The sequence below is a fragment of the Sphingobium lignivorans genome (genome assembly GCF_014203955.1).
Taxonomy (GTDB): domain Bacteria; phylum Pseudomonadota; class Alphaproteobacteria; order Sphingomonadales; family Sphingomonadaceae; genus Sphingobium; species Sphingobium lignivorans.
In genome coordinates this window covers 39,156-63,796 of the sequence record NZ_JACHKA010000001.1, presented here as the reverse complement: position 1 = coordinate 63,796, position 24,641 = coordinate 39,156, and the positions used below count along the sequence as shown (strand labels likewise).

Here is a 24,641-nt window from a genome sequence, read left to right as displayed (position 1 = left end):
CAGGTGCCACGGCACGCAACGATCTTCTGGCGCGCGTTCAAGAGAGCCATTGCAAGGCGGGCGACGCGCCATCCCTTTGCGCTTGTGTTTGGCTTAGCGGAGCGGCAAGCCGCGTTCATGCTTCCATCCGCTCCCTTGATCCACACCGAGCGCTTGCGGCTTCGCGCACACCGGCGGGAGGATTTCGCCAACTGCCGGGCGCTCTGGCAGCATCCCGAGACGATCCGCTTCATCGGTGGCGTGGCGCAGGACGATCAGGCGGTCTGGTTCCGCCTGCTGCGCTATGGCGGCATGTGGCCGATGCTGGGCTTCGGCTTCTGGGTCTTCGAGGACAAGGCCACGGGCGCCTATCTCGGCGAGGGCGGCCTGCTGGACGCCATGCGCGGCCTCGACGGACTCGCCGGGATGCCCGAGGCGGGCTGGGCCTGCATGCCGGAAGCGGCCGGGCGCGGCATTGCGACCGAAGCCATGCGGGCTGTGCTGACCTGGGCGGACCAGGCGCTCGACGCACCGCGCACCGGTTGCATCGTGGCGCCGGGCAACACGCCCTCGCTGCGGGTCGCGGAAAAGCTCGGCTTCGAGGAAGTCGACCGGCCGCCTTTCCATGGCGAGCCGATCGTCCTCATGCATCGGATGGCGCCGGCCCGTCAGGCGGCCAGACAATCGACGTCCGCGTAGAGTTCCATCGCGGGATCGTCACGCATCTCGCCTTCGCCTGTATCCTCGTAGAGCTGGCAAAGATCGGCGCGACCGCGGCCAAGGCCGTAGCGTTGCCGCGGCCGACCGACCGGCCGGAAACCGAGCTTGCGGGCGACCTTGCCTGACGCCGGATTGTCGAGAAAATGGCTGCAACCGATGTTGCGCAGGCCTGCGGCGCGGGCGATGCGCATGACGGCGCCGGCCGCTTCCGTGGCGAAGCCAAGCCCCCAGTAGCGCCTCGCGATCCAGTAGCCCAGTTCGAGCTCGCCATCCTCCTGCACGCCGATGCCGCATCCGCCCACCAGATGAGGCGTGCCATTGGTGCGCTTGACGATCAGGAACGCCGGCAGGCGCGGATCGCGCTCACGCGTGAGGAAGGCATGCGCATCTGCAAGCGTGTAGGGCCACGGTGCCTTGGCGAGGTTGCGAACAATGCCTTCGTCGGCGATCGCTGCATGTAGAGCTGCCGCATCCTCGGGCCAGCCGGGACGCAGCAGCAGTCTTTGGGTCCGTGCGAACATATCTCAACTCCTGTCGATACGGCCCTGCCGCACCGAGATGACGCCTGTGAGACAGCCTTTTGACCGGGCACCGCGAACAGGGTTCGCAAGCGGCGCGCTCGCTGGATGCCTCGATGTCCCTGGCCTGACGCAACTGCCGGCCGGGAAAATCGCTCCAGGGGAGATATGAAAAAAGGGAGGAGGGGCGATCCCTTCTCCCTTGGCTTTCAGGTAAACCGGTTGTCCGGCCACCAAGGGATCGTCCCGCTGGACGATCCCACCGATCGTCCGGTTATTCCGCGGCTTCCGCCATCACGTCCACGGACACGAACTTCCGGCCGAGCTTGCCATCGTGGAAAACCACGCGGCCCTCGGTCAGCGCGAACAGCGTGTGGTCCTTGCCGATGCCGACATTGCGGCCGGGATAGAATTTCGTGCCACGCTGGCGGACCAGAATGTTGCCGCCGATGACGCTCTGGCCACCGAACTTCTTCACGCCAAGGCGCTTGGATTCCGAATCGCGGCCGTTGCGCGACGAACCGCCAGCTTTCTTATGTGCCATGGTCTAACTCCTCGAATTTCTTCTGCGGCTCAGGCTTCGGCTTCGGCCGGTGCAGCCTCGGCCTTCTTGGCGGCCTTCTTCTTCGGCGCTTCGCCACCGATCGACACGATCTTGAGGATCGTGTGCTGCTGGCGGTGGCCATTGCGGCGCCGATAATTGTGACGGCGGCGCTTCTTGAAGACGATGACCTTCTCGCCCTTCGCCTGCGCGATGATCTCGGCCGAAACGGCCAGGCCGTTGCTGTCCTTGATCTCCGAGCCTTCGCCCGCGAGCAGGACATCGTCCAGCGTGATGGTGTCGCCGGCATTGCCAGCGAGCTTCTCAACGACGATCTTGTCTCCGGCGGCGACGCGATACTGCTTGCCGCCCGTACGCACGACAGCGAACATGGGCTTTACTTCTTTCGCTCAAATTGCTTGGCGCGAGCATATGGCACAGCCAAAGGGTGCCCGCGCGGGAAAGTGGCCCCTTAGTGGTCGATCGGAGGCCTGTCAATGCCGGGAATCCCTCCGACCGGCTGGAAACGGCCCGCAGAGGCCATGATCAAAGCCTGCCGGCCGCTCGTTCGCCGAGACTCGTTGAAGGACGACGGACAGTCGCTTACATGAGCGGAACCATGATCCGCCGCCTCACCGCTTTCCTCGCCCTCTTCGCTCTCGGTTCGCTCAATGCCCATGCGCAGACGAGCGAGAGCGGGCGTTATCCCTCGCTGGCGAAGCGGCCAGCCGAATCGCGCGATCGCCAGCCGCCCGAGCCCTCGCCCGTGCAGCCGGCTTCCGTGGATGCCGCGCTCGCCACGCAGGTCAGCCAGCTTGCGGAAAAGGCCAGCGGCGCCGATGCCGTGTTCCGCAAGCAGCTCGACCAGGGACGCTCGCTCGTTTCCGCCGCGCGCAACGCGGCGCCCGAAAGCGAGGCCTGGGTCGCTGCCCAGATGGCGGTGAGCGCCCTGGATGGCGCGCGCTACGAGAGCATCGCAGCTCTCGCCAGCCTCGATACGCTGCATGTCGAACGGCAGAACAACGAGGACAGCGGGCGCGTCATGGCGGATCTCGCGACGATCGATCCGGTCCGAATGCAGGTGCTCGCCCTCGTCGATGCGCAGAACGACGCGCTCGATTCGCTCAGGGGCGCTCTGCGACTGCCTTGAGCGCGGCGGCATGAAGCCCGGCTTCATGCACATAGCCATTCACGCCGCGCTGCATCCCAAGAATATCGGCTTCCGAAAGGTCACGCATATATTTGGCAGGTCGGCCGCTCCAGAGCTGACCGGAGGGCATGCGCTTGCCCGGCGTGAGCATGGCCCCCGCCGCCAGCATCGCGTCGCCTTCGATCACGCACCCGTCCATCACGATCGCCCCCATGCCGACGAACGCGCGATCCTGAAGCGTGCAACCATGGACCAGCGCCATATGGCCGATCAGCACGTCATCGCCAATGATGGCGGGGTGCCCGCCATCGCCATAGTCGGTCTCGACGTGAATCACGCTGCCGTCCTGGATGTTCGAACGCGCGCCCACGCGGATATGATTGATGTCCGCCCGCAATATACAATTATACCAGATGCTTGCCTGCGGCCCGATCTCCACATCGCCAATGATGACGCAGCCGGGGGCGACGAAGGCGCTGTCGTGAATTCTGGGGGTCTTGCCACCGAAGGGCAGGATGAGCGGAGCGGTCATGAGTTGGCTTCCCATTGGCTGGCGGAGATCAGATGGACAATCGTGGGATTGAGGTCTGGCCCGAAACGGCAGTCCTGATAGTCCAGGTCTGTCCGGCGCTGCATGCCGAGCCGTTGCATGAGGCGTTGGCTGGCGGCATTCCCGGGAACGGTCAGCGCCACGATCCGGTCCGCGCCGAATCGGCCGAAACCCAGGTCCAGGGCAGCGGTTGCCGCTTCCCGGGCATAGCCTTGCCCCCATGCGTCCTCGCGCAGGCGCCAGCCGACCTCCATCTCGCCGCTGACCGAGGAGCCGGGCGCATCCGCCCGCTTGAGGCCGCAGAAGCCGAGCATGGCGCCGTCCGCGATGCGCTCCACGATCCAGAAGCAGAAGCCGTTCCGCGCCTGGCAGGTCATGACCCGTTCAAGAAGCGCCGCCTGCGCTGCACTGTCCATGACACCGCCGAGCCAGCGCATGACCGTGGGCGTGTTCGTCGCCTGTAGGAAGGCGGGAAGATCCGCCTCGTCCCAGCCCCGCAGCAGGAGCCGCTCGGTCCGGGCGACGGGTTCAGCCATTCAGCAACCGGGCGGCGTGAAGCGCATGATAGGTGAGCACACCCGCGCAACCGGCGCGCTTGAAGGCCATCAGCGTCTCCAGCACCAGCGCGTCCCGCTCGCCTGCCCCGGCAGCCGCGGCCGCCTCGATCATCGCATATTCGCCGCTCACCTGATAGGCGAAGACGGGGACGTTGAAGTTCGCTTTCACGCGCGCCACGATGTCCAGATAAGGCAGACCCGGCTTCACCATCACGCTGTCCGCGCCTTCGGCGATGTCGAGCGCCACTTCCCGCAGCGCTTCGTCGCTGTTGGCGGGGTCCATCTGGTAATTCTTCTTGTCGCCCTTCAGCAGCCCGCGCGAACTGACCGCGTCCCGGAACGGACCGTAGAAGGCGGACGCATACTTGGCGGCATAGGCCATGATCTGAACATTGGCATGGCCCTCCGTTTCCAGCGCCTCGCGGATGGCGCCGATGCGCCCGTCCATCATGTCGCTGGGAGCGATGATGTCCGCGCCGGCCGCTGCCTGATTGAGCGCCTGCCCCACCAGCATGTCGACCGTGGCATCGTTGACGACATAGCCGGCCTCATCGAGCAGCCCGTCCTGACCGTGAACGGTATAGGGGTCCAGCGCGACATCCGTCAGCAGGCCGATGTCCGGGACCGCATCCTTGATGGCACGGATGGCCTGGCACATCAGATTGTCCGGGTTGAGCGCTTCGGCGCCATCGTCGCTCCGCCGGTCCGCCTGCGTGTTCGGGAAGAGCGCGAGGCAGGGGATGCCCGCCGCCGCGGCTTCCCTTGCGCGCGCCACCGCAAGATCGACCGACCAGCGGGAGACGCCCGGCAGGCTCGCGATCGGCTCGCTCACATCCCGGCCCTCGGTCACGAACAGAGGCCAGATGAAATCGGCGGGCGAAAGCCGGTTCTCCGCGTGCATCGCCCGGCTCCAACCGGTTGCGCGTGTGCGACGGAGACGGAGGGCGGGATAGGCTGCGGCGTGAATATGGCTCATCGCGGCGGGATAGGCCTGCTCCGGCCCGGCTTCAAGCGCTTCGTCCCCCGCGACGGCGCCATGCTCGCATGCCGGCCCTTCATGCGCCCTACCCAAGGCGGCCCGCGCTTGGTAACGGCGAGGCATGACCGACATTCCCGATCCGCTCGACAGCATCAAGGACCATCCCTTCGATTCCGCGCTGTCCGAGCGCTATCTCGTCTATGCCCTCTCCACGATCACGGCGCGTTCGCTGCCGGATCTGCGCGACGGGCTCAAGCCGGTCCATCGTCGCCTGCTCTGGGCCATGCGGCTGCTGCGCCTGGAGCCGAGCGGCCCCGCCCCGGACGTGCTGGTTGCCAATCCGGAGCGCAACAATACCTCGTACAAGAAATGCGCCCGCGTCGTGGGTGACGTCATCGGCAAATATCATCCCCATGGCGATGCCTCGGTCTATGACGCGCTGGTGCGTCTCGCGCAGGATTTCTCGCTGCGCACGCCGCTGATCGACGGGCAGGGCAATTTCGGCAATATCGACGGCGATAACGCGGCCGCCATGCGCTACACCGAAGCGCGGCTGACGCAGGCGGCGGCGGACCTGATGACCGGGCTCGATCAGGGCACGGTCGATTTTCGCCCCACCTACAATGGCGAGGAGGAAGAGCCGGAAGTCTTCCCCGGCTTGTTCCCCAATCTGCTGGCGAATGGCGCGGCGGGCATCGCGGTGGGCATGGCGACCAGCATTCCGCCGCATAATGTCGCGGAAGTCATCGATGCGGCGAGCCTCCTCATCGATAATCCTGCCGCCGAGCATGGCGAGCTGATGCAGCTCATGCGGGGACCGGACTTCCCCACCGGGGGACTGCTGGTCGATCCGCCCTCAGTCATCTCCGATGCCTATGAGACCGGCCGTGGCAGCCTGCGCGTGCGTGCGCGCTGGCACCGGGAGGACGAAGGGCGCGGCACCTGGATCGCGGTTATCGACCAGATCCCCTATGGCGTGGCCAAGGGCAAGCTGATCGAGCAGATCGCCCAGCTCATCGCGGACAAGAAGCTGCCGATCCTCGCCGACGTGCGCGACGAATCCGACGAGGTGCTGCGCATCGTGCTGGAGCCGCGCGCGCGCACCGTCGATCCGGACGTGCTGATGGACAGCCTGTTCCGCCTGACCGATCTCGAAAGCCGCTTTCCGCTCAACATGAACGTGCTGGATGCCAGCCACACGCCGCGCGTGCTGGGGCTCAAGCCGCTGCTGACGGCCTGGCTCGCGCACCAGATCGAGGTGCTGGTCCGCCGTTCACAGCATCGCATCGACCAGATCGACAACCGGCTGGAACTGCTCGATGGCTATATCATCGCATTCCTCAATCTCGACCGGGTGATCGAGATCATCCGCACGGAGGATGAGCCCAAGCCGGTGATGATGGCGGAATTCCAGCTGACCGACCGGCAGGCCGAAGCCATTCTCAACATGCGCCTGCGGTCCCTGCGGCGGCTCGAGGAAATGGAGCTGCGGCGCGAGCGCGATTCGCTGGCGGCCGAGCGGGAGGAACTGCACAAGCTGGTCGAATCGCCGGCCCGGCAGAAGACGCGCCTCAAGAAGGATTTGGCGGAGCTGCGCAGGCGCTACACGCCGGAAAAGGGCATCGGCGCACGGCGCACTGGCCTCGAACAGGCCGCGCCGGCCCGCGAAATCCCACTGGAAGCGATGATCGAGCGGGAACCGATCACCGTCATCATGTCCCAGCGCGGCTGGATCCGTGCGATGAAGGGCCATGTCGACCTCGACACGACCGAAGCGCTCAAATTCAAGGAAGGCGACGGGCCGGCCTTCGCCTTCCACGCGCAGACAACCGACAAGCTGCTGCTGGCCGGCAGCGACGGGCGGTTCTTCACGCTCGGCGCCGACAAGCTGCCGGGCGGGCGCGGATTCGGCGAGCCGGTGCGCCTGATGGTCGATCTGGCCAACGAGACGGGCATCGTTGCTCTGCTTCCCGCGCGACCGGAAGGGAGGCTGCTGCTCGCCGCCAGCGATGGCCGCGGCTTCGTTGCCTCGATGGGCGAAATCATCGCCGAGACGCGCAAGGGCCGGCAAGTGGTCAACCTGAAGGGCAATGCCACGCTGAAAGTCGTGCGGCCGATCGCGGCCGACGCCGATTCGATCGCGGTGATCGGCGAGAACCGCAAGCTCGTCATTTTCTCGCTCGCCGAACTGCCCGAGATGGCGCGCGGGCAGGGCGTGACGCTGCAGCGATATCGTGACGGCGGCCTGTCGGATGCCACCGCGCTGACACTCGCCCAAGGGCTCAGCTGGACGATGGGGGGCGAGCGCGGCCGTGTCCGGACGGAAACCGACCTTCTGCCCTGGCGCGCGGCACGGGGTGCAGCCGGCCGCATGCCGCCGAACGGATTTCCGCGCAACAACCGGTTCGACTAGAATCGGCGCCTCCGCCGGCCCGGGGCCGAACCCGGCAGGGCCTGGAGGGGGCCGCGCGAGCGGCGTCGTGGGAGCTCTGCGAGGCAACACCTTGAACAGCCAAGCAAGCTGTCGGCGGGCGCGCGTTTGTTAACCTTGTTTTACATAGTGCCCCTTATGCCTCGCCCTCATGACTGTCCGCGCGAAACGCGATGCGCCTTCCACGACGGCCGCTCCCCGGGTGCGGACGACCTCGAATTGCGTCTCGCGTCTTGCCGCTCAAATGGGCGCCTCGCCTACGGGATTCGAAGCGTTGCTGCGGGCGCTGCCTTACCCTGCGGCGCTGGTCTCGCGCGAGGGCGAAGACCTGAATTATTGCGCGGGCAACGATGAATTCTCCCGATTCGACGAGGAGCTGAGTTCCAGCATTCCCTCACCCGATCGCAGGTCCGGCCGGGATTTCGACTGGCGCCGGCGAGCGCTCGCGATGTTCGACACCCGGCGCGCCTCCGACCGTTTCGAACTCGAATTCCAGGGCCGACTGGGGGTTCGCGTGTTCAGCTGCACGCTGACCTGGGTGAGCGGAGCCTCGACCGACGAGGCCGGTGCCGACCACCAGATGCTGCTCTTCACGGCCACCGACCGGACCAGCGAGCGCAAGGCCGAGAGCACCCTGCGCAAGGAACTGCTAACCGACAGCCTCACCTCGCTGCCCAATCGAATCGGCTTCGTCGAGCAGATCGAATGTCTCGTCGAGGACAAGGCGGCGGTGCCCGGGAAGCCGGGCTACGCGATCATCGCGCTCGATCTCATACGCTTCAGCCGCATCAACGAATCGCTGGGCGCCATGGCCGGCGACGAACTCATCATCACCGTCGCGCGGCGCGTGAAATCCGTCCTGCGCGCCGGTGACGTGCTCGCGCGCATTGGCGGCAACGAGTTCGCGATCTTCGCGCATGTGGGGCATGGCCTGTCGGAAGTGCTGCAGATCGCGGAGCGCGTCCGCAAGGCGTTCGACTCACCGATCCGGCTCTCGACCTATCTCATCAATGTCGAGGTGGCGCTCGGCTGCGCCCTTGCGCCGGAGGAAGACGAGGAGGCCGAAAACCTGCTCCGCCAGGCGCAGGCGGCCGTCAAGCGCGCCAAGAAGTCAGGGACGCTGGAAGTCTATCGCGCGCATGTGCTGCGCGAGGCACTGAAGCGGTTCACGCTTGAGAATCGCCTGCGCGAAGCCATCGATTGCGGACAGCTCACCATGGTGTTCCAGCCGCTCATCAATCTCCAGACAGGGGCGGTCAAAGGCTTCGAGGCGCTGGCGCGCTGGAACGATCCGGTGCTGGGCCAGGTCTCGCCTGCCGAGTTCATTCCGGTCGCCGAGGAATCGGGCCTCATCGTTCCGCTCGGGCGCTGGGCGCTGTGCGAATGTGCCCAGACGCTCGCGGACTGGGACCGGCGCTTTGGGGAGCCGCTCCCGCTGACGATGAACGTCAATCTCTCGCCCGTGCAGATGGTGCGCGACAATGTCCCCCGCGCCGTCGAAGAGGCGCTGCGCTATGCCGGGATCGATGGCAGCCGTCTCACGATCGAGCTGACCGAGAGCGCGCTGATCAGTGATCCCGACAAGACAAGGCAGCTCCTCGCCGCGCTGCAGGCCATGAACGTCACTGTGGCGATGGACGATTTCGGCACCGGCTTTTCCAACCTCGCCAGCCTGCAATCGCTGCCGATCGACCTGCTCAAGATCGACCGCAGCTTCGTCACCGACATGATCGGCGACGAGGACAAGGTCGCCATCATCCGCGCCATTGTCTCCCTGGCTGGCGCCCTGGGCATGCAGACGACGGCCGAAGGCATTGAGAAGCGCGAAATGGCCGATGCGCTCGCGGCGCTCGGCTGCCACTATGGCCAGGGCTATTTCTTTGCCCGTCCCCTGCCGCCCGTGGAGGCCTATCGCTACTGGGTCGATCGCAGCTCGAGCACGATGATCTGAGTCGCCAGAGCCCGGGTTTCCGCCTCGGCGGGGAAGCCGGCGGCAATCCAGGCCCGCTCCAGCGCCTGCAGCGCCCGCGCGACCCTTGGCCCCGCTTCCAGTCCCATGGCGATGAGGTCACCGCCGGAAAGCGGAAGTCTGGGTACCTGCCAGTCCTTCACTGTCGCGATATCCGTCACTTGAAAGGCATTGCCGAGCAGCATCCGGTCGATCGCACCGGTCGTGCCGATCCTGTAGGCAAGTGCTTCCGGCGTTTCCGCCTCGATCGGCGCGAGCGCATTGCGCAACCGCGCGCGGGCCTTGTTGGAGAGGCGCAGGCGCGCACCGATCTGATCGGCCAGCGCCTCGTCCGGCGGCAGCAGGGCCGCAAGGCGCCGCAGCGGATCGGGAGCGACGTCCGCCTCGGCTTCCCGGGCGATCAGCGTGCGCAGCCGCGCTACGCCCTGCGCATCTATCTCCGGGAGCACGGGCCTCAGAACGTCGTCCGCGATCATCGCCGCGACCACCTCGCCCGGATCCGCCACGCCCAGCAAGCGCAGCAACTCGTCGGCGATGCGCTCGCGTGACAGGGACATCAGGCTGGCGGCCCGGGCGACGCAGGCGCGATAATCGGCACTGTCCGGATCCATCGTGCCGAACCGGGCCGTGAAACGGAAATAACGCAGGATACGCAGATGATCTTCCGCGATCCGCGCATGGGGATCGCCGATGAAGCGCACTCGCCGCGCCGCCAGATCCGCGCGTCCGCCGAAATAGTCGTGCAGCGTGCCGTCCGGCGGATCGGCATAAAGGGCATTCATCGTGAAGTCGCGTCGGGCGGCATCCTCGCGCCAGTCCGTGCCGAACGCCACGGTCGCGCGCCGCCCGTCCGTCGTGACGTCGCGGCGCAAGGTGGTGATTTCCACGGGCCAGTGATTGAGCACGGCCGTGATCGTGCCATGGGCAATGCCGGTCGGGACTGCCTTGAAACCTGCCGCCTTCACGCGGCGCATCACCTCCTCGGGAAGAAGGACCGTCGCGATGTCGACATCCTTGACCGGGATGCCCAGCAGCGAATCGCGCACCGCGCCGCCCACGAAGCGCGCTGCGCCTTCGCCAGCGCCGAGTGCGTCGCACAGGGCGGCGAGTCCGGCGCGCGCGCGCCAGTCGGCAGGGGGCAATCGCTCCGGCAAGAGTGTCACGAAAGCGTCCCCGCCAGATTCGAATCGGCCGCTTCGATGCGGCGGGCGAGATTGACGAGCATGGCGGCGGTCACGCCCCAGATCCGCCGGTCCTGCCAGAGATATTCATAATAAGTGCGCTCGCCCCCCTGCCATTCGACCGTCCGCAGGGCCCGGTTCGCGGGATCGAGCAGGAAATCGAGCGGCACTTCGAAAATGGCGTCCACTTCCGCTTCCGAGGGACGCAAGGCCAGATCCGGCGGGACGATCCCCACGATCGGCTCGATCGAGAAGCCCGTGCCCGTGCGGAACTGGTCGGAGCGCCCCACCACGTCCACCACATCGCGCGGCATCGCGATTTCCTCTTCCGCCTCGCGCAACGCGGCGGCAACGGCATCGGCATCCTCAGGGTCAAGGCGTCCTCCGGGAAACGCCACCTGCCCGGCATGCGCGCGCAAGCCACCATGACGAAGCGTGAGAATGAGCCCCGGATCCCGCCGGTCGGTAATGGCGATGAGCACGGCGGCCGGCGTGAACGGACCGTCGGGTGTCGGACGATCCCGGTACAGGAAGACATCCTGCGTCTGCGCCTGATCGAGCGCGGGCGCCAGCGCGGCGGCGAGGCGGCTACGCAACATCATGCCAGAGGCTCGAGACGATGGAAGGCGCCGCCAGCCCAGAGACCCGGCGCCTCGCTCCCCGCCTCCAGCGCGATTTCGGCAAGGGCATAATAGACCGGACGCGTGATCCGGGCGCGCAGGCCGGCATCGAGCAGGAGATAGGGGCGCGGCCCCGTCTCGCCGGATTCCACGAGAATGGCATGCGCGGCATCCGCCTCCACCCACTCTCCGGTCGCACCAATCCGGAAGCGGAGCCGCCGCGCTTCGCCGCTGCCCTCGCAGGCCATGTCCACGGCCATCAGGGGCGCGTCTTCCACATCGATGTCGAGCATCTCGACAGGGGTCACCAGGACATGGCGACCATCGGGCTCGCGCCGCAGCAGCCGCGCGAACAGGCGCGTCAGCTCGGGGCGGACAATGGGGCGACCTTCATGATGCCAGTTGCCCTCGGCATCGATCCGCATGGCACTGTGCCCGCAATGGGGGGGATGCCACTGCTCGACCGGGTAACGCCGGTCCCCGGCCGGCTCTTCCGGCACGCCGGCGATTGTCGGTTCCTGGGGTGATCCGGTGGGAGCAGCAGTCATGGATCAGCAGATAGGCATGCGGAGGCGACTTGGCAAAGGGCGCGCGCGAGCGGGAGGGACAGCCTCCGGCTTGCGCGCTCAGGGCGTGACGGTCGCCTGCAGGGATGGCTGCGGCAATGCCGTGCGGGGACCAAGCATGCCTATGGCCGGCAGCACGGCGTCGGCAGGTGCCCGGACGAGGAGCCGGTGCCGTTCGACCGGACCGGGCACATCCCACTGCCCCGTCGCATCGGCGGAGAAGCCCCAGAAGCGGCCATAATATTCCGGATCCCCGATCATCACCAGCGGATCGGCACCATGTGCATCAACCGTCTCGATCAGCCGGTCCATGAGCGCGCGCCCGATTCCGTGGCGCTGCTGGTCGGGCACCACGGCGACCGGGCCGACCATGACGAGCGGTGCCGGCCCGCCCTGCGGCCCATGCAGGGCCACGGGCCAGGATTGCAATGTGCCGATGAGCCGATCGTCCGAATCATAAGCGGCGAAGCTCAGGTCGGTGAACCAGGCCATCCCCAGACGGATGCGATAGGCCGTGCGGCCGTGACGATTCGGACCGAATGCCTCATCCAGCAACCGGGTGATTGCCGCATCGCCTGCGCCTGCGAGTTCCCTGATCCGTGTCACCGCTTGCCGTTGGACCTCCAACCGGGCAATAGCGCCCGAGGCGGCGGCCTTTAGCGGTTCGCGCCCAAATGAAAAGGGCAATTCGAGGTTAGTCATGGTGCAGCCGCAAATGCAGTCCATGTCGATGGACGACATGCTGGTGCTGGAGATCGACGATCTGGAGGTCGATGTGCTCACCGGCATCTATTCCGAGGAAACGCACCTGCCCCAGCCGCTGCGCATCAGCGTGCGCGCGCTGCTGGCGCATGCCGGGCATTATGAGCCCGATTCGCCGCTCGGCCTCTCCAAGAACTACATGGACCTCAAGCACGCCGCGACGACCGCGATCACGCGTGGCCAGCATTTCACGCTGATCGAGGCCGTCGCCGACCACATCATCGACACGATCTTCCTGCAGGACAGGAAAGCGCTGCACGTCACGGTCAAGATCGTGAAGCTCGCGCTTTCCGAGCGTGGCGAGAAGATCGGGATCACGCTGTCACGCTGGCGCAAATGACCGGCCGTCGCCGGCGGCCATGACCGCCGGCGCCCCCGCCTACATCTTGAGGCCGATCTCGCGCAGCCGCTGGTGCAGATAGTCATGCGCGGTGATCGGCGGCTCGCGCAGCGGGTTGTCCGCGGTCACGCATTGCGGCAGCGCCTCGATCAGCACGTCCGGCTCGAGATGCAGGAAGAAGGGCATGGAGTAACGCGGGATGTGACGCCGCTCGACTGGCGGATTGACCACGCGATGGCTCGTCGAGGGCAACACATGGTTGGTGAGACGCTGGAGCATATCACCCACATTGATGACCAGCGCGCCGGGCGGCGGCGTCGCGGCGATCCAGTTGCCGCTCTTGGTGAGGAGCTGCAGGCCGCCTTCCTCCGCACCGAGCAGGAGGGTGATGAGATTGATGTCTTCATGCGCGCCGGCGCGAATGCCCGGGGCATCCGCCGAGACCGGCGGGTAATGCAGCAGGCGCAGGATGGAATTGCCCTCGTCGATCTTCGCGTCGAACCAGTCCGCCGGCAGTCCGAGATGGCGCGCCACGCCGGAGAGGATCTTCGCCCCGGCGACATCGAATGCCGCGAACAGGGACGAGAACACTTCCTGGAAGCCCTCGATCTCGCTCGGCCAGAGATTGGGCGGCATGTCCGCGGCGAGCGGATGGCCGGCCGGCAGTTCACGACCGACGTGCCAGAACTCCTTGAGGTCGTTCTCGCTCGCGCCCTTGGCGATCTCGGTCCCGAAGGCCGTATAGCCCCGCTGCCCCGCGCCACCGGGCACGAGATAGGCGCGCTTCGCCTCGTCCGGCAGCGCGAAGAAAGCCTTTGCCAGGGCCCAGCCCCGGGCAATGAGGTCGGGATCCATGCCGTGATCGGACACCACGGCAAAGCCATATTCGCGGAAACTGCGGCCGAGCGCGTCGGCGAAGTCGTCGGCGCTGAGGCCGGCAAGCGAGAGGACGGGAACCTGCTCAGGCAGGATAGTCTGGGACATGCGTGAGACTCGTTGACGAAGGGATCCGATGGGCGCCTGACTAGGCCTTCTCGGGCAGCCTGTCACCTGCAGGGGATTGCGCGGGCGGGATCGTCGTGGAAAGGCGGGCCGCCATCCATCCGCGACAGGAACAGACATGCGCTACTGGCTGATGAAATCGGAACCCGACGTGTTCTCCTGGGACGATCTGGTCGAGAAAGGGCGCGCCGAGTGGGATGGAGTGCGCAATCACGCCGCCCAGCTCAACATGAAGACCATGGCTCTCGGCGACCGCGCGCTGTTCTACCACAGCAATATCGGCCTCGAAGCGGTCGGCATCATGGAAATCGTCCGCACGGCCGAGCAGGACAGTACCGATCCCACCGGCAAATGGATCGCCGTGGAAGTGGCGCCGGTGGAGAAATTACCGCGACCGGTGACTCTCAAGGCCATCAAGGCAGAGCCCGCTCTTGCCGGCATGGCGATGATCCGGCAGTCGCGCCTGTCCGTCTCGCCGGTCACCGACGCTGAATATGACTGCATCCTGCGCATGGCCGGGGCTGCGAGCTGAGCCCTTTCCTTCCCGGCACTGCGCCGTGCTCAGGCGGACCTGAGCACCTGGCATGGAAGTCGCTCAGCGCCCTGAAACGCCGCCCAATGGCCCGACGATGCCGCTCCAACAGGGCGCTGCGGTCTGGAAGTTTACAAAGATGACGATACGTCCGCGTCATCTTCCGCTTCCATGACCTTTGAATGCGGCGGACGCCAGAACCTGTCCCGCCAAGCCTGTGTGGCCTGAGCGGGCGATGGCACCCCGAGCATGAGAAAGAGCCCTGCCTTGCCTGCGCTATCGCCGACAGAAGCAGGCGTCCGGCAGGCCTGCCATGGCTGAGGGGCCGTAGGACAGGGAAAAGCGCGGTGGATGAGGATGACGCGCCTCGCGAGACCGCGCTTTCCGGCCACCCGCACGGCTTATCCCCGGACTTATCCACCTTAATCCACAGATTTGCTGGGGCGATGGCGCTGGCGAAGCCAGATTCCACTTGGCACGACTCGCCGCCCATGAGAGCATTCTTCTTACGGAGTGCCAAAAAGCCTAAGAGAAATCAGAAGCTTATCGGCATTTTCGAGGGTTATGTGGTGTGCGCGGTCACGCGCTTCCTGCATCATCCCGCCCCATCGGATATGCTGGCTGCCTTGCGGGGTGGACAGCGAGATGATGGGATGGATCATGAAGCCTGTCGTCTAGACAAGCGACATGATCCGGCAAGGTGAGGCCTGTGCTGCCTGCGGGCGGCCTGGCCAGCCTGATCCTCGATGGCTACCCAGCCCGACAGGATCGCGGCTTCTCACGGACCTCGCGTCTTTCGGGAAGCCCGGCGCGCCTGCCCTTGCGGCGGGAAGGCGCCATGCCAGTCGCCGGATGTCCGGAAACGGACTGGAAGGCGATGGTGCAGTGGGGGTCGGCAGCGATGTCGGCCCCCATTTGATTTTGCGTGAGGCGCATGGCGGAAGTCCTTCGCCTGCTCCGGGCGCCCCGCCCTCCCCCCTTCTCACGAGCGGAAAAGGAAACGGGCCGGGCGACATGCGCCCGACCCGTCCAGATTTGTCGTTGATGCCGCCGTCAGGCGAACGAAACGCGCGTGGCGCTGCGGCGCATCGCGAGACCCGTCAGGGCGAAACCGCCGATCAGCATCGCCCAGGTGGCCGGCTCAGGCACGGCGGGCGGCGGGGTCAGCGCGTCGATCGAAAGCGTGACGCCCTGGACCGAACCGGCATCGAAGAGACTGACGTCGCTGATGAACAGCTTCCAGGTGCCATTGGCATCCTCGCCGTTGAACAGGTCGAGATTGTCGCCATCAATCAGGAGCGAAAGCACCGGGCCGACAGAATAGGCCGACGGCTTGTAGGAGCCGCTCGGGATGTTGAAGTTCGTGCCGCCGAAGCTGTTCGGCATGGCAGCGGCCGCCGACTGGTCGAAGGTGACCGTGTCGTTGTTCCAGTTCGCGGGGCCACCAGCCTCGTTCATGAGCAGGACGCGCGTACCGGCGGCCGAGACCAGGATCATCTGGAGATCGTCCGAATAGCTATGCGTCAGGCCGGTGAGCGTCACGTTCACGTCCGTCACGGTGCCGAGGCCAGAGACAGAGAACTCGATCGGAAAGTCAGCAGCCGGACCGAAGGTGCCGTTGCCCGGAATGGCGGTCGGGCCCGTGAAGGTGAAGTCCACGGCCAGAGCCGGTGTGGCGCCGATCAGGGCGCCGATGATGGCGAGTGTCTTTACTGAACGCACTGAAGTTCTCCCACTTGATTAGGTGAGCAGCCATAACTTCAGGCACAGATTTGTCGCAAAATGTATTTATGGAAATTAACCTTAATATTCCCATAATTGCACGAGCCCGGGAGGTATGATTTGCGCAGAAAGATTTTTATTGGTTAACGGCGGCGGCGCTCTTCGTTCTGTTATCTCTAAGCCGGGCCAAAATGCCCTGTAGCTCGGCCTTGTTATATGTCGCGGCGCGGCCGGATCGAGGGTCGATGCTCCGACGCCCGCCGATTCGCGCTGTCCTGCCAGATGTGATTCGACGCCCGAACCAAACCGCGCATCCAGCCAGCAGCCAGGCACGGCACTGGTCCCTGCACAGAGAGAGCGACGGAAAACAAGAAGGCCGCCGGTTGCCCGGCGGCCCTCCCAATCGATTGATCTGGCGTAGGACTTAGAAGTCCATGCCACCCATGCCGCCGGGCATGGCCGGAGCGGCCGGCTTGTCGTCCGGCAGCTCGGCGATCGTCGCCTCGGTGGTGATGAGCAGGCCGGCAACCGAGGCAGCGTCCTGCAGGGCAGCGCGCACGACCTTGGTGGGGTCGATGACGCCAGCGGCGACCAGGTTCTCGTAAACGTCCGTCGCGGCATTGAAGCCGAGCGTCACGTCGCCGCCATCGAGCAGCTTGCCTGCAACGACGGCACCGTCGGCACCGGCGTTCTCGGCGATCTGACGCACCGGAGACTGCAGGGCGCGACGGATGATGTCGATGCCGCGAGTCTGGTCGTCATTGGCGCCCTTGAGGCCTTCCAGCGCCTTGGTGGCGTAGAGGAGAGCCGTACCGCCACCGGGGACGATGCCTTCTTCCACGGCCGCGCGCGTGGCGTGCAGCGCGTCGTCGACGCGGTCCTTGCGCTCCTTCACCTCGACCTCGGTCGCGCCGCCGACCTTGATGACGGCAACGCCGCCGGCCAGCTTGGCAAGACGCTCCTGCAGCTTCTCGCGGTCATAATCGGACGTCGTGGTCTCGATCTGAGCGCGGATCTGCTCGACGCGGCCCTTGATGGCTTCCGCATCGCCGGCACCATCGACGAGGGTCGTGTTGTCCTTGTCGATCGTGACGCGCTTGGCCTGGCCCAGCATGCCCAGCGTGACATTCTCGAGCTTGATGCCGAGATCCTCGCTGATCATCTGGCCGTTGGTCAGGATCGCGATGTCTTCGAGCATCGCCTTGCGACGATCACCGAAGCCCGGCGCCTTGACGGCGGCGATCTTCAGGCCGCCACGCAGCTTGTTGACGACGAGCGTGGCAAGAGCCTCACCCTCAATGTCCTCGGCGATGATGAGCAGCGGACGGCCCGACTGCACCACGGCCTCGAGAATCGGCAGCATCGACTGGAGCGAGGACAGCTTCTTCTCGTGGATGAGGATGTAGGGATCGGCGAGCTCGACCTGCATCTTCTCGGGGTTGGTGATGAAGTAGGGCGAGAGGTAGCCGCGGTCGAACTGCATGCCCTCGACGACGTCGAGCTCGAAGTCGAGACCCTTGGCCTCTTCAACGGTGATGACGCCTTCCTTGCCGACCTTCTCCATCGCTTCGGCGATCTTCTCGCCGACTTCGACATCGCCATTGGCCGAAATGATGCCGACCTGCGCGATTTCCGACGAGCCGGACACCGGCTTGGAACGAGCCTTGAGATCATCGACGACCTTGACGACGGCGAGATCGATGCCGCGCTTGAGGTCCATCGGGTTCATGCCGGCCGCGACCGACTTCATGCCTTCGCGAACGATCGACTGGGCCAGGACCGTCGCGGTCGTGGTGCCGTCACCAGCGACGTCATTGGTCTTGCTGGCGACTTCGCGCACCATCTGTGCGCCCATATTCTCGAACTTGTCCTTGAGCTCGATCTCCTTGGCGACGGAGACGCCGTCCTTGGTGATCCGGGGCGCGCCGAAGCTCTTGTCGATGACGACGTTGCGGCCCTTGGGGCCGAGCGTCACCTTGACGGCATCGGCGAGGATGTCGACGCCGCGCAGGATGCGCTCGCGGGCGTCGCGGGAAAATTTGACGTCCTTGGCTGCCATGATTGCTTTCCTCTACTTTCTGGGTTCTGGATGGACTTGCCGGCGATGGATCGCGATCAGGCGATCACGCCGAGAATGTCGCTTTCCTTCATGATGAGCAGGTCTTCACCATCGACCTTGACCTCGGTGCCGGACCACTTGCCGAACAGGACGCGGTCGCCGGTCTTGACGTCGAGCGGAGTCACCTTGCCATCTTCGGCCTTGGAACCGGTGCCGACGGCGACGATCTCGCCTTCCTGCGGCTTTTCCTTGGCGGAGTCCGGAATGATGATGCCGCCGGCGGTCTTCTCATCGGCTTCGATGCGGCGAACGAGCACGCGATCGTGCAGCGGACGAAATGCCATTCTCTACTGTCCTTTCCTAATGGGCGTGGCCCGTTCCGGCTGGCGGTATCAGTATTGATGGCATCGAGCCTTGCCGATGGCATCGGTGATCACCAGATTCGGTTCGTTCCCCGCTCGTGAATCAGGTTGTTAGCACTGTTCCTGGGTGAGTGCTAGCAGGCGCCATATGGGCGACCGCCGGAGTTGGTCAAGGGGAGAGCAGCGAAAAGTTATCTCTCGCCGTGAAGCCGCCACGACTCTCCACGGCCGTCCCGGATGAGGCTCGGCCTGCGCCGGCCTTCAACGGAGCGCACTCCCGCCCGCCCCGGCCGCACAAGGCCGGGTGCATCGCGGCCGAAGATGCGCTAGGCGATGCGCTTCGCGAAGGAGATTGATCGTGCTCAGCATCGTGAGAGGCGCCTGGAAACTGCTGGTGGCCATCAAGGACGGACTGGTTCTCCTGTTCCTCATCCTGTTTTTTGCGCTGCTCTATGCCGGGCTGAAGATGGCGCGGGTGGATACCAGTTTTCCGGCCAGCGGCGCACTCCACATCGCGCTGGATGGCCCGATCGTGGAACAGCCGCACAGCGCGGACGGTTTCTCGCGGCTGACCGGATCGGCCGGCCCGACCGAATATCGCCTGCGCGACGTGGTCGGCGCCATCGAGGGGGCAGCGAGCGACAGCGCGGTCAAGGCTGTCGTGCTCGATCTCGATGGCTTCGGCGGGGGCGGACAGGTCGCCATGGAGCGCGTCGGCGAAGCGCTGGACAAGGTGCGCGCGGCCGGCAAGCCGGTGCTCGCACACGCCACCTATTATGACGATGATGGCTATCTGCTGGCCGCCCATGCCAGCGAAGTGTGGCTCTCGCCGATGGGCATGGTGGGCGTGACCGGCCCGGGTGGCAGCAATCTCTATTACAAGGGCCTCATCGACAAGCTCGGCGCGAAGACACATGTCTATCGCGTCGGCACATACAAGAGCGCGGTGGAACCGTTCATCCGGACGGACCAGTCGCCGGAAGCCAGGGCAGCCAGCGAGGCGCTGGTCAAGGCGGTCTGGGGCAGCTGGCTCGAGAATGTCGCCAAGGCGCGTCCCAGGGCGAAGGTGGAGGTTTATCTCGCCGATCCGCTCGCGCTGCTGCGCGGCCAGGGCGGCGATACGGCAAAGGCGGCGCAGGCTGCCGGGCTCGTGGACAAGCTCGGCGACGAGATCGCCTTCGGCAAGCGTGTGGCCGAGCTGGCCGGGACGGCGGACGATGGCGGCCCCGGCGATTTCAAGGCCATTCCCTTCTCGCCTTATGCCCGCCGGCACGCCTCGGGCCAGGACGGGCAGGTGGGTATCATCACCGTCGCCGGCGAGATCGTCGATGGCGAAGCGCCCCCGGGATTCGCGGGCGGCACCACGGTGGCAAACCTCATTCGCGATGCCCTGAGCGACGCCCGGATCAAGGCTCTGGTGCTGCGCGTCGATTCGCCCGGCGGATCGGCGGCGGCCTCCGAAGAGATCCGGTCCGCGCTTGTCGCGGCCAGATCGCAGGGTCTGCCGGTGGTCGTATCGATGGGGAATGTGGCTGCCAGCGGCGGCTATTGGGCCAGCACCGCCGGTGACGTGGTGTTCGCGGAGCCGGCCACCATCACCGGGTCGATCGGCGTGTTTGGCATCCTGCCGAGCTTCGAAAAGACTCTGGCGAAAATCGGCATCACGAGCGACGGCGTCAAGGCGACCGCGCTCTCCGGCGAGCCCGACGTGGTGGGCGGCATCAGCCCGGCGTTCGACGCCCTGGCGCAAGCCAGCGTGGAGGATATCTACGGCAAGTTCATCGGCCTCGTCGCGGCCTCCCGCAAGCTCACGCCGCAGCGCGTGGACGAGATCGGCCAGGGGCGCGTGTGGGATGGCGGCACGGCTCATCAGCTCAAGCTCGTCGACAGGTTCGGCGGCATCGAGGATGCCATCGCGGAAGCGGCGCGGCGTGCCAAGCTGAGCGGCAGTGCGGCCCGCGGGCGTTATTTCGACCCTGAGCCGGATCGGTTCACCCAAGTGCTGGCAGCGATTTTCGGCGCGGACGAGGTTTCCGCCCGCGCTGCGCCGCGTGACTGGCTGAGCCTTGCTGCCCGGCGACAGCAGCAGGTCGCGCAGCGGATCGTCGCTGACCTTCAGGGGCTGATGGACGGCGCGGCGATCCGGGCCGATTGCCTGGAGTGCCGCGCGTTCGTGCCGGGCCGCGCGCCCGCCCCCGCCACGAACAGCGGGTGGTTGACCGCCCTGTTCCGGCAGCAGATGGGCTCGTGACATGCCCATGATCTCGGGCGACTGCCTCTGCGGCGCGTGCGGCTACACCACCGATGCCGAACCGATCAATGTCCGGGCGTGCCATTGCCGGCTCTGCCAGAAGGCCACCGGCGCGCCCTTCTATGCGCGCGTGATGGTGCCGCTCGACGCCGTGACGATCACCGACAGTTCCGCTGAGCTGCGGCGCGGCTTCTGCACGCAATGCGGCACGACATTATTCTCGGAGCGGGCCGCGACGAACAGCATCGGCCTCACCATGGGAAGCCTGGACGAACCCGATCGATTTGCGCCGTCCGCGCATATCTGGGTATCCGCCCGGCAGCCATGGGTGCCGCTGCCCGATGACGTACCCTGCTATGCCGAGGGCCCGCCGGCCTGACCGGGTGGCTCGGCCGGCGCGCCATAGGACGGCAGAGCCAGCCCGCGCGCGATCGCGATGGCCCGCAAGGCAAACCCGGCAGTCGCGGCAAGGGCGCTCGCCGGCGCGGAAGGAAGACCGAGGCTGAGGAACAGCGCGTAGAGGCCCGCCGCGAGCGCCGCCGCCGTCACGTAGATTTCCGGGCGCAACAGGATCGATGGCTCCCCTGCCAGCAGATCGCGGATGATGCCGCCCACGCACCCCGTGATCACGCCCATCAGCGCCGCCACGAAGGGATGGACGCCGAAGCTCATGGCCTTGGCCGTGCCGAACACGGCGAATGCCGCGAGCCCGACCGCATCCATCCAGTCGAGCGCACGCGCGGGCCACCAGCGCTCGGGCGTCAGATAGACGACGAAGGCGGCGGAAATGCAGATGATCGCCATCCAGGCATCGTGGATCCAGAAGACGGGCGCATCGATCAGCAGATCGCGCACCGTCCCCCCGCCGACGCCGGTAATGAGCGCGAAGAACGCGAAGGTGACGAGCGTCTGCTGCGCCCGGGCCGCCGCAAGAGCCCCGGACGCGGCAAAGACGAACGTGCCGACATAGCTCAGCAGTTGCAGGATCGGGCCAACTGGAACACTGAACTCGGACGGAGGCATGACTTGGCTTTATTGCCGGGGCCGGAGCCTGTCGAGCACCTGCTTGGCTGGCTGGCGATATCCGCAGCGACGCTCTAACCTCGCCTTCGAGCCCTTCTCGCCCGCCACCGGGCACAATGGAAAAGGAAGCCGCCTCATGTCCCTGTCGCTTCTCGTCTTCTACGGATCCTACCGGGAGAACCGCGCCGGAATCCGGCTGGCCACTTATTGCGTGGAGCGCCTTGCCGAACGTGGCCATGCCGTCGAACTGGTCGACGCCAGGGCAATCGGGCTGCCCATGCTGGACAAGCGCTACATGGACCATGGGCCGGGCGAGGCGCCAGAGACCATGGCGGCGCTGGCGCGGCGAATCAGCGCGGCGGACGGCTTCCTGTTCGTGGCGGGGGAATATAATTGGGGCATCCAGCCCGGCCTCAAGAATCTCGTCGATCACTATGTCGAGGAGTGGCGCCGGCGCCCCGCCGGGATCGTGACCTATTCCGCCGGGCGCATGGCCGGTGCGCGGTCCGGCTCGGCCTGGCATCCCACGCTTGCCTCGCTCGGCATCGCGGTGGTGCCGGCGACGGTCGCGGTGGGCGGCATCACCGCGAGCCTCGATGAAGCCGGCCAACCGACCGGCGAGGGCGGCGCGGCGCTGGAAAAGGCCTTCCCCGCCTTCGCCGACGAACTGGAATGGTGGGCGTCCGCCGGAGCGGCGAAGCGCGCGACTGCCTGAAGGGCGTCAGCTTTTCATCCTGCGCCTGCGCCGGAGCGTCAGGGGCAGGAGGATGGTGCCGAGCAGCACTGCCGCGGCCGCAATGGCGGCAAGGCCGTAAAGAAGGGGATGATGCGTGTCTTCCCGATCCTGGAGATCGAGGATGTGCAGCCCCCACATCAGATCATAGACGCGCCAGAGCGAACTGCGGACGGCGAGGAGACGTCCGGATTCGCTATCGATGTAGAAATTCGTTCCGTCGGCATGGCGGACCTGCCAGGCGGGCCGGGCGCGCCGCAGGTCGAGCGGATTGGCATCCGCCGCAAAGAAGGTCACGCTCTGCACGGCCTGTGCCCCGGCATAGGCGGCGCGAGCGATGGCCAGGGCTTCCCGCCGATCCACGGCGGCCACGCGCTTGCCCGTGCGTCCGTCGGCTCGCGCGAAACTGCCGTCGGCATAGGCGATGACCCAACGCGGCCCCGACGCCTGCTGCTCGGCGGTCAGGGATGAAATCGGCCGGTTGCCCGGCTGCGGTGGCACAAGCACGGCCCGGTCGAGCGGCGGCATCTCACGGCGCAGATGCGCGCCGCGTATCTGCTCGATGGGGAAACTCGCCATGAAGAGACCACTGACCGTCCATAGCAGCAGCGGAACCGCCACCAGCCAGCCCAGCCAGACGTGGAAGCGATTCAACCGGCGGCGGAGGCGCTGCGTCACCCCCGGGGACCGTCAGACGTGGATCGGCTTGCCCAGCACCGCCATGGCGGCTTCCTTCACAGCCTCGCTGTGCGTGGGATGTGCGTGGCAGGTATAGGCGATATCCTCGGACGTGGCGCCGAACTCCATGGCCTGCGCGGCCTGCGCGATCATGGTGCCGGCGACCGACGCGACGATCCAGACGCCCAGCACCCGGTCCGTCTCCGCATCGGCAATGACCTTCACGAACCCGTCCGGCTCATGATTGGTCTTGGCCCGGCTGTTCGCCAGCATCGGGAACTTGCCGACCTTCACAGACCCCTTTGCCTTTGCCGCCTCTTCGGTGAGGCCGACACCGGCGATCTCGGGCTGCGTGTAGACGACGCTCGGGATCACGTCATGATTCACGATGCCGGTAAGGCCAGCGATGTTCTCGGCGACGGCGATACCCTCGTCCTCGGCCTTGTGCGCCAGCATGGGACCGGGGATCACATCGCCGATCGCCCAGACGCCCGGCACCTTCGTGGCGAAGTCGTGATCGGTCTCGATCTGTCCGCGCTGGTTGAGTGCGAGGCCGATCTTGTCCAGCCCCAGCCCTTCGGTATTGGCGCGGCGGCCGATGGCGACGAGCACGACATCGGCTTCCAGCTTCTCGGCCTCGCCGCCAGCGGCGGGCTCAAGGGTCAGCGTGGCCTTCTTGCCCTTCACGGTTGCGCCGGTCACCTTGGTTTCCAGCCTGAACTCGATGCCCTGCTTGCGGAAGATCTTGTTCGCTTCCTTGCGCACGTCGCTGTCCATGCCGGGCAGGATCTGGTCGAGATACTCGACGACAGTGACCTTGGCGCCCAGGCGGCGCCAGACGCTGCCCAGCTCCAGGCCGATCACGCCGCCGCCGATGACGACGAGGTGGCCCGGCACCTTGTCCAGCTCCAGCGCGCCGGTCGAATCGACGATGACACCCTTGGCATTGTCGACCGCGACGCCGGGCAGCGGCGTCACCGAGCTGCCGGTCGCGATGACGATGTTCTTCGCCGTCACGGTCTTGCCGGCCACCTCGACGCTGTGCGCATCCTTGAAGGTGGCGAGGCCCTTGAGCCAGTCGACCTTGTTCTTGCGGAAGAGGAACTCAACGCCGCCGGTGAGGCCTTTCACGGCGTCGACGCGCTGGCCCTGCATGGTCGCAAGGTCCAGTTCCGGCTTCACCTTGATGCCCATGGCGGCCATCTTGCCGCCCGCCGCCGCCTCGAAATATTCGGACGCATGCAGCAGCGCCTTGGAGGGAATGCACCCGACATTGAGGCAGGTGCCGCCAAGCGTTTCCCGGCTTTCCGCGCAGGCGGTCTTCAGGCCAAGCTGCGCGGCACGGATCGCCGCGACATAACCGCCCGGGCCGGCGCCGATCACGAGGACATCATAATCGAACTGGTCTGCCATCTT

26 protein-coding genes are annotated in these 24,641 nt (G+C 66.2%); 9 read left to right on the top strand and 17 right to left on the bottom strand.

The annotated features are described in order from the left end of the window. The first annotated feature begins 135 nt into the window (after nt 1-135). A complete protein-coding gene (locus tag HNP60_RS00315) occupies nt 136-678 on the top strand; it encodes a GNAT family N-acetyltransferase (protein ID WP_260394576.1) in 543 nt (180 codons plus the stop codon). Here HNP60_RS00315 and HNP60_RS00310 read toward each other — a convergent pair. From HNP60_RS00310 to rplU, 3 genes are all read right to left on the bottom strand, one after another. Beyond that, nucleotides 648-1,220, bottom strand: coding sequence for a GNAT family N-acetyltransferase (locus HNP60_RS00310; RefSeq protein ID WP_184148775.1), 573 nt, complete (start codon nt 1,218-1,220; stop codon nt 648-650). The genes HNP60_RS00315 and HNP60_RS00310 overlap by 31 nt on opposite strands. 271 nt (nt 1,221-1,491) lie before the next feature. Beyond that, nucleotides 1,492-1,761, bottom strand: a complete 270-nt coding sequence (rpmA, locus tag HNP60_RS00305; protein WP_184051784.1) for a 50S ribosomal protein L27 — start codon at nt 1,759-1,761, stop codon at nt 1,492-1,494. 29 nt (nt 1,762-1,790) lie between these two features. Then, nucleotides 1,791-2,150, bottom strand: coding sequence for a 50S ribosomal protein L21 (rplU, locus tag HNP60_RS00300; protein ID WP_014074424.1), 360 nt, complete (start codon nt 2,148-2,150; stop codon nt 1,791-1,793). Nucleotides 2,151-2,365: 215 nt separating this feature from the next. On the opposite strand from rplU, the gene HNP60_RS00295 reads away from it, so the two are divergent. After that, entirely contained in the window at nt 2,366-2,908 is a 543-nt protein-coding gene (locus HNP60_RS00295; RefSeq protein WP_184148772.1) for a hypothetical protein, read from the top strand. On the opposite strand, the gene HNP60_RS00290 is transcribed toward HNP60_RS00295, so the two are convergent. The 3 genes from HNP60_RS00290 to hemB are packed head-to-tail and all read right to left on the bottom strand — an operon-like array spanning nt 2,883 to nt 4,982. After that, nucleotides 2,883-3,440 (bottom strand): gamma carbonic anhydrase family protein, encoded by a 558-nt coding sequence (locus HNP60_RS00290; RefSeq protein WP_184148769.1) that lies wholly within the window; start codon nt 3,438-3,440, stop codon nt 2,883-2,885. The two genes, HNP60_RS00295 and HNP60_RS00290, sit on opposite strands and share 26 nt — an antisense overlap. Next, nucleotides 3,437-3,994, bottom strand: a complete 558-nt coding sequence (locus HNP60_RS00285) for a GNAT family N-acetyltransferase (RefSeq protein ID WP_184148766.1) — start codon at nt 3,992-3,994, stop codon at nt 3,437-3,439. The genes HNP60_RS00290 and HNP60_RS00285 overlap by 4 nt, the downstream gene beginning before the upstream one ends. Continuing rightward, complete coding sequence (gene hemB, locus HNP60_RS00280) at nt 3,987-4,982, bottom strand: porphobilinogen synthase (RefSeq protein WP_148276660.1); 996 nt, start codon at nt 4,980-4,982, stop codon at nt 3,987-3,989. Before hemB ends, HNP60_RS00285 begins: the two co-directional genes overlap by 8 nt. 133 nt (nt 4,983-5,115) lie before the next feature. Between hemB and parC the strand changes: the two genes are divergently transcribed. Both parC and HNP60_RS00270 read left to right on the top strand, forming a co-directional pair. Further along, nucleotides 5,116-7,407 carry a DNA topoisomerase IV subunit A gene (parC, locus tag HNP60_RS00275; protein ID WP_184148763.1) on the top strand — a complete coding sequence of 764 codons (2,292 nt, stop codon included), beginning with the start codon at nt 5,116-5,118 and terminating at the stop codon, nt 7,405-7,407. A gap of 169 nt (nt 7,408-7,576) precedes the next feature. Next, on the top strand, nt 7,577-9,376 hold the full coding sequence (locus tag HNP60_RS00270; RefSeq protein ID WP_184148760.1) for a putative bifunctional diguanylate cyclase/phosphodiesterase: 1,800 nt from the start codon (nt 7,577-7,579) through the stop codon (nt 9,374-9,376). Here the strand turns inward: HNP60_RS00270 and HNP60_RS00265 are convergent. The 4 genes from HNP60_RS00265 to HNP60_RS00250 form a co-directional block, all read right to left on the bottom strand. Beyond that, nucleotides 9,340-10,548 (bottom strand): CCA tRNA nucleotidyltransferase, encoded by a 1,209-nt coding sequence (locus tag HNP60_RS00265; RefSeq protein ID WP_221414788.1) that lies wholly within the window; start codon nt 10,546-10,548, stop codon nt 9,340-9,342. The genes HNP60_RS00270 and HNP60_RS00265 overlap by 37 nt on opposite strands. 5 nt (nt 10,549-10,553) lie before the next feature. Then, nucleotides 10,554-11,177: a CoA pyrophosphatase gene (locus HNP60_RS00260; RefSeq protein WP_184051796.1), complete on the bottom strand. Its 624-nt coding sequence runs from the start codon at nt 11,175-11,177 to the stop codon at nt 10,554-10,556. Then, nucleotides 11,174-11,743, bottom strand: a complete 570-nt coding sequence (locus tag HNP60_RS00255) for a DUF1285 domain-containing protein (RefSeq protein WP_184148755.1) — start codon at nt 11,741-11,743, stop codon at nt 11,174-11,176. Before HNP60_RS00255 ends, HNP60_RS00260 begins: the two co-directional genes overlap by 4 nt. A gap of 78 nt (nt 11,744-11,821) precedes the next feature. Continuing rightward, a complete protein-coding gene (locus tag HNP60_RS00250; RefSeq protein WP_184148752.1) occupies nt 11,822-12,367 on the bottom strand; it encodes a GNAT family N-acetyltransferase in 546 nt (181 codons plus the stop codon). A 124-nt stretch (nt 12,368-12,491) separates the two neighbouring features. Between HNP60_RS00250 and HNP60_RS00245 the strand changes: the two genes are divergently transcribed. Beyond that, entirely contained in the window at nt 12,492-12,863 is a 372-nt protein-coding gene (locus tag HNP60_RS00245; RefSeq protein WP_420825235.1) for a dihydroneopterin aldolase, read from the top strand. Nucleotides 12,864-12,902: 39 nt separating this feature from the next. Here HNP60_RS00245 and HNP60_RS00240 read toward each other — a convergent pair whose 3' ends face one another. After that, a complete protein-coding gene (locus tag HNP60_RS00240; protein ID WP_184148748.1) occupies nt 12,903-13,847 on the bottom strand; it encodes an isopenicillin N synthase family dioxygenase in 945 nt (314 codons plus the stop codon). A 136-nt stretch (nt 13,848-13,983) separates the two neighbouring features. Here HNP60_RS00240 and HNP60_RS00235 point away from each other — a divergent pair, with 136 nt between their 5' ends. Continuing rightward, complete coding sequence (locus tag HNP60_RS00235; RefSeq protein WP_184148747.1) at nt 13,984-14,397, top strand: EVE domain-containing protein; 414 nt, start codon at nt 13,984-13,986, stop codon at nt 14,395-14,397. 1,053 nt (nt 14,398-15,450) lie between these two features. On the opposite strand, the gene HNP60_RS00230 is transcribed toward HNP60_RS00235, so the two are convergent. The 3 genes from HNP60_RS00230 to groES all read right to left on the bottom strand — a co-directional run bounded on the left by HNP60_RS00230 (nt 15,451) and on the right by groES (nt 18,522). Next, a complete protein-coding gene (locus HNP60_RS00230; RefSeq protein WP_184148745.1) occupies nt 15,451-16,119 on the bottom strand; it encodes a PEPxxWA-CTERM sorting domain-containing protein in 669 nt (222 codons plus the stop codon). Nucleotides 16,120-16,543: 424 nt separating this feature from the next. Further along, on the bottom strand, nt 16,544-18,178 hold the full coding sequence (gene groL / locus HNP60_RS00225) for a chaperonin GroEL (RefSeq protein WP_184051807.1): 1,635 nt from the start codon (nt 18,176-18,178) through the stop codon (nt 16,544-16,546). Nucleotides 18,179-18,234: 56 nt separating this feature from the next. Next, on the bottom strand, nt 18,235-18,522 hold the full coding sequence (gene groES, locus HNP60_RS00220) for a co-chaperone GroES (protein WP_014074408.1): 288 nt from the start codon (nt 18,520-18,522) through the stop codon (nt 18,235-18,237). Nucleotides 18,523-18,898: 376 nt separating this feature from the next. Here groES and sppA point away from each other — a divergent pair, with 376 nt between their 5' ends. Next, on the top strand, nt 18,899-20,791 hold the full coding sequence (sppA, locus tag HNP60_RS00215; protein WP_184148742.1) for a signal peptide peptidase SppA: 1,893 nt from the start codon (nt 18,899-18,901) through the stop codon (nt 20,789-20,791). A gap of 1 nt (nt 20,792) precedes the next feature. After that, a complete protein-coding gene (locus HNP60_RS00210) occupies nt 20,793-21,170 on the top strand; it encodes a GFA family protein (RefSeq protein WP_260394575.1) in 378 nt (125 codons plus the stop codon). On the opposite strand, the gene HNP60_RS00205 is transcribed toward HNP60_RS00210, so the two are convergent. Continuing rightward, nucleotides 21,146-21,814, bottom strand: coding sequence for a trimeric intracellular cation channel family protein (locus HNP60_RS00205; protein WP_184051811.1), 669 nt, complete (start codon nt 21,812-21,814; stop codon nt 21,146-21,148). The two genes, HNP60_RS00210 and HNP60_RS00205, sit on opposite strands and share 25 nt — an antisense overlap. 136 nt (nt 21,815-21,950) lie before the next feature. Here HNP60_RS00205 and HNP60_RS00200 point away from each other — a divergent pair, with 136 nt between their 5' ends. Next, the gene (locus tag HNP60_RS00200) at nt 21,951-22,529 is read left to right on the top strand and encodes an NADPH-dependent FMN reductase (RefSeq protein WP_184148739.1); all 579 of its coding nucleotides are present in this window, start codon (nt 21,951-21,953) and stop codon (nt 22,527-22,529) included. 6 nt (nt 22,530-22,535) lie between these two features. Here the strand turns inward: HNP60_RS00200 and HNP60_RS00195 are convergent, their stop codons facing one another. Both HNP60_RS00195 and lpdA read right to left on the bottom strand, forming a co-directional pair. After that, a complete protein-coding gene (locus tag HNP60_RS00195; RefSeq protein ID WP_184148735.1) occupies nt 22,536-23,225 on the bottom strand; it encodes a hypothetical protein in 690 nt (229 codons plus the stop codon). Between the two features lie 12 nt (nt 23,226-23,237). Next, a complete protein-coding gene (gene lpdA, locus HNP60_RS00190; protein ID WP_184148731.1) occupies nt 23,238-24,638 on the bottom strand; it encodes a dihydrolipoyl dehydrogenase in 1,401 nt (466 codons plus the stop codon). Nucleotides 24,639-24,641 lie beyond the last annotated feature (3 nt).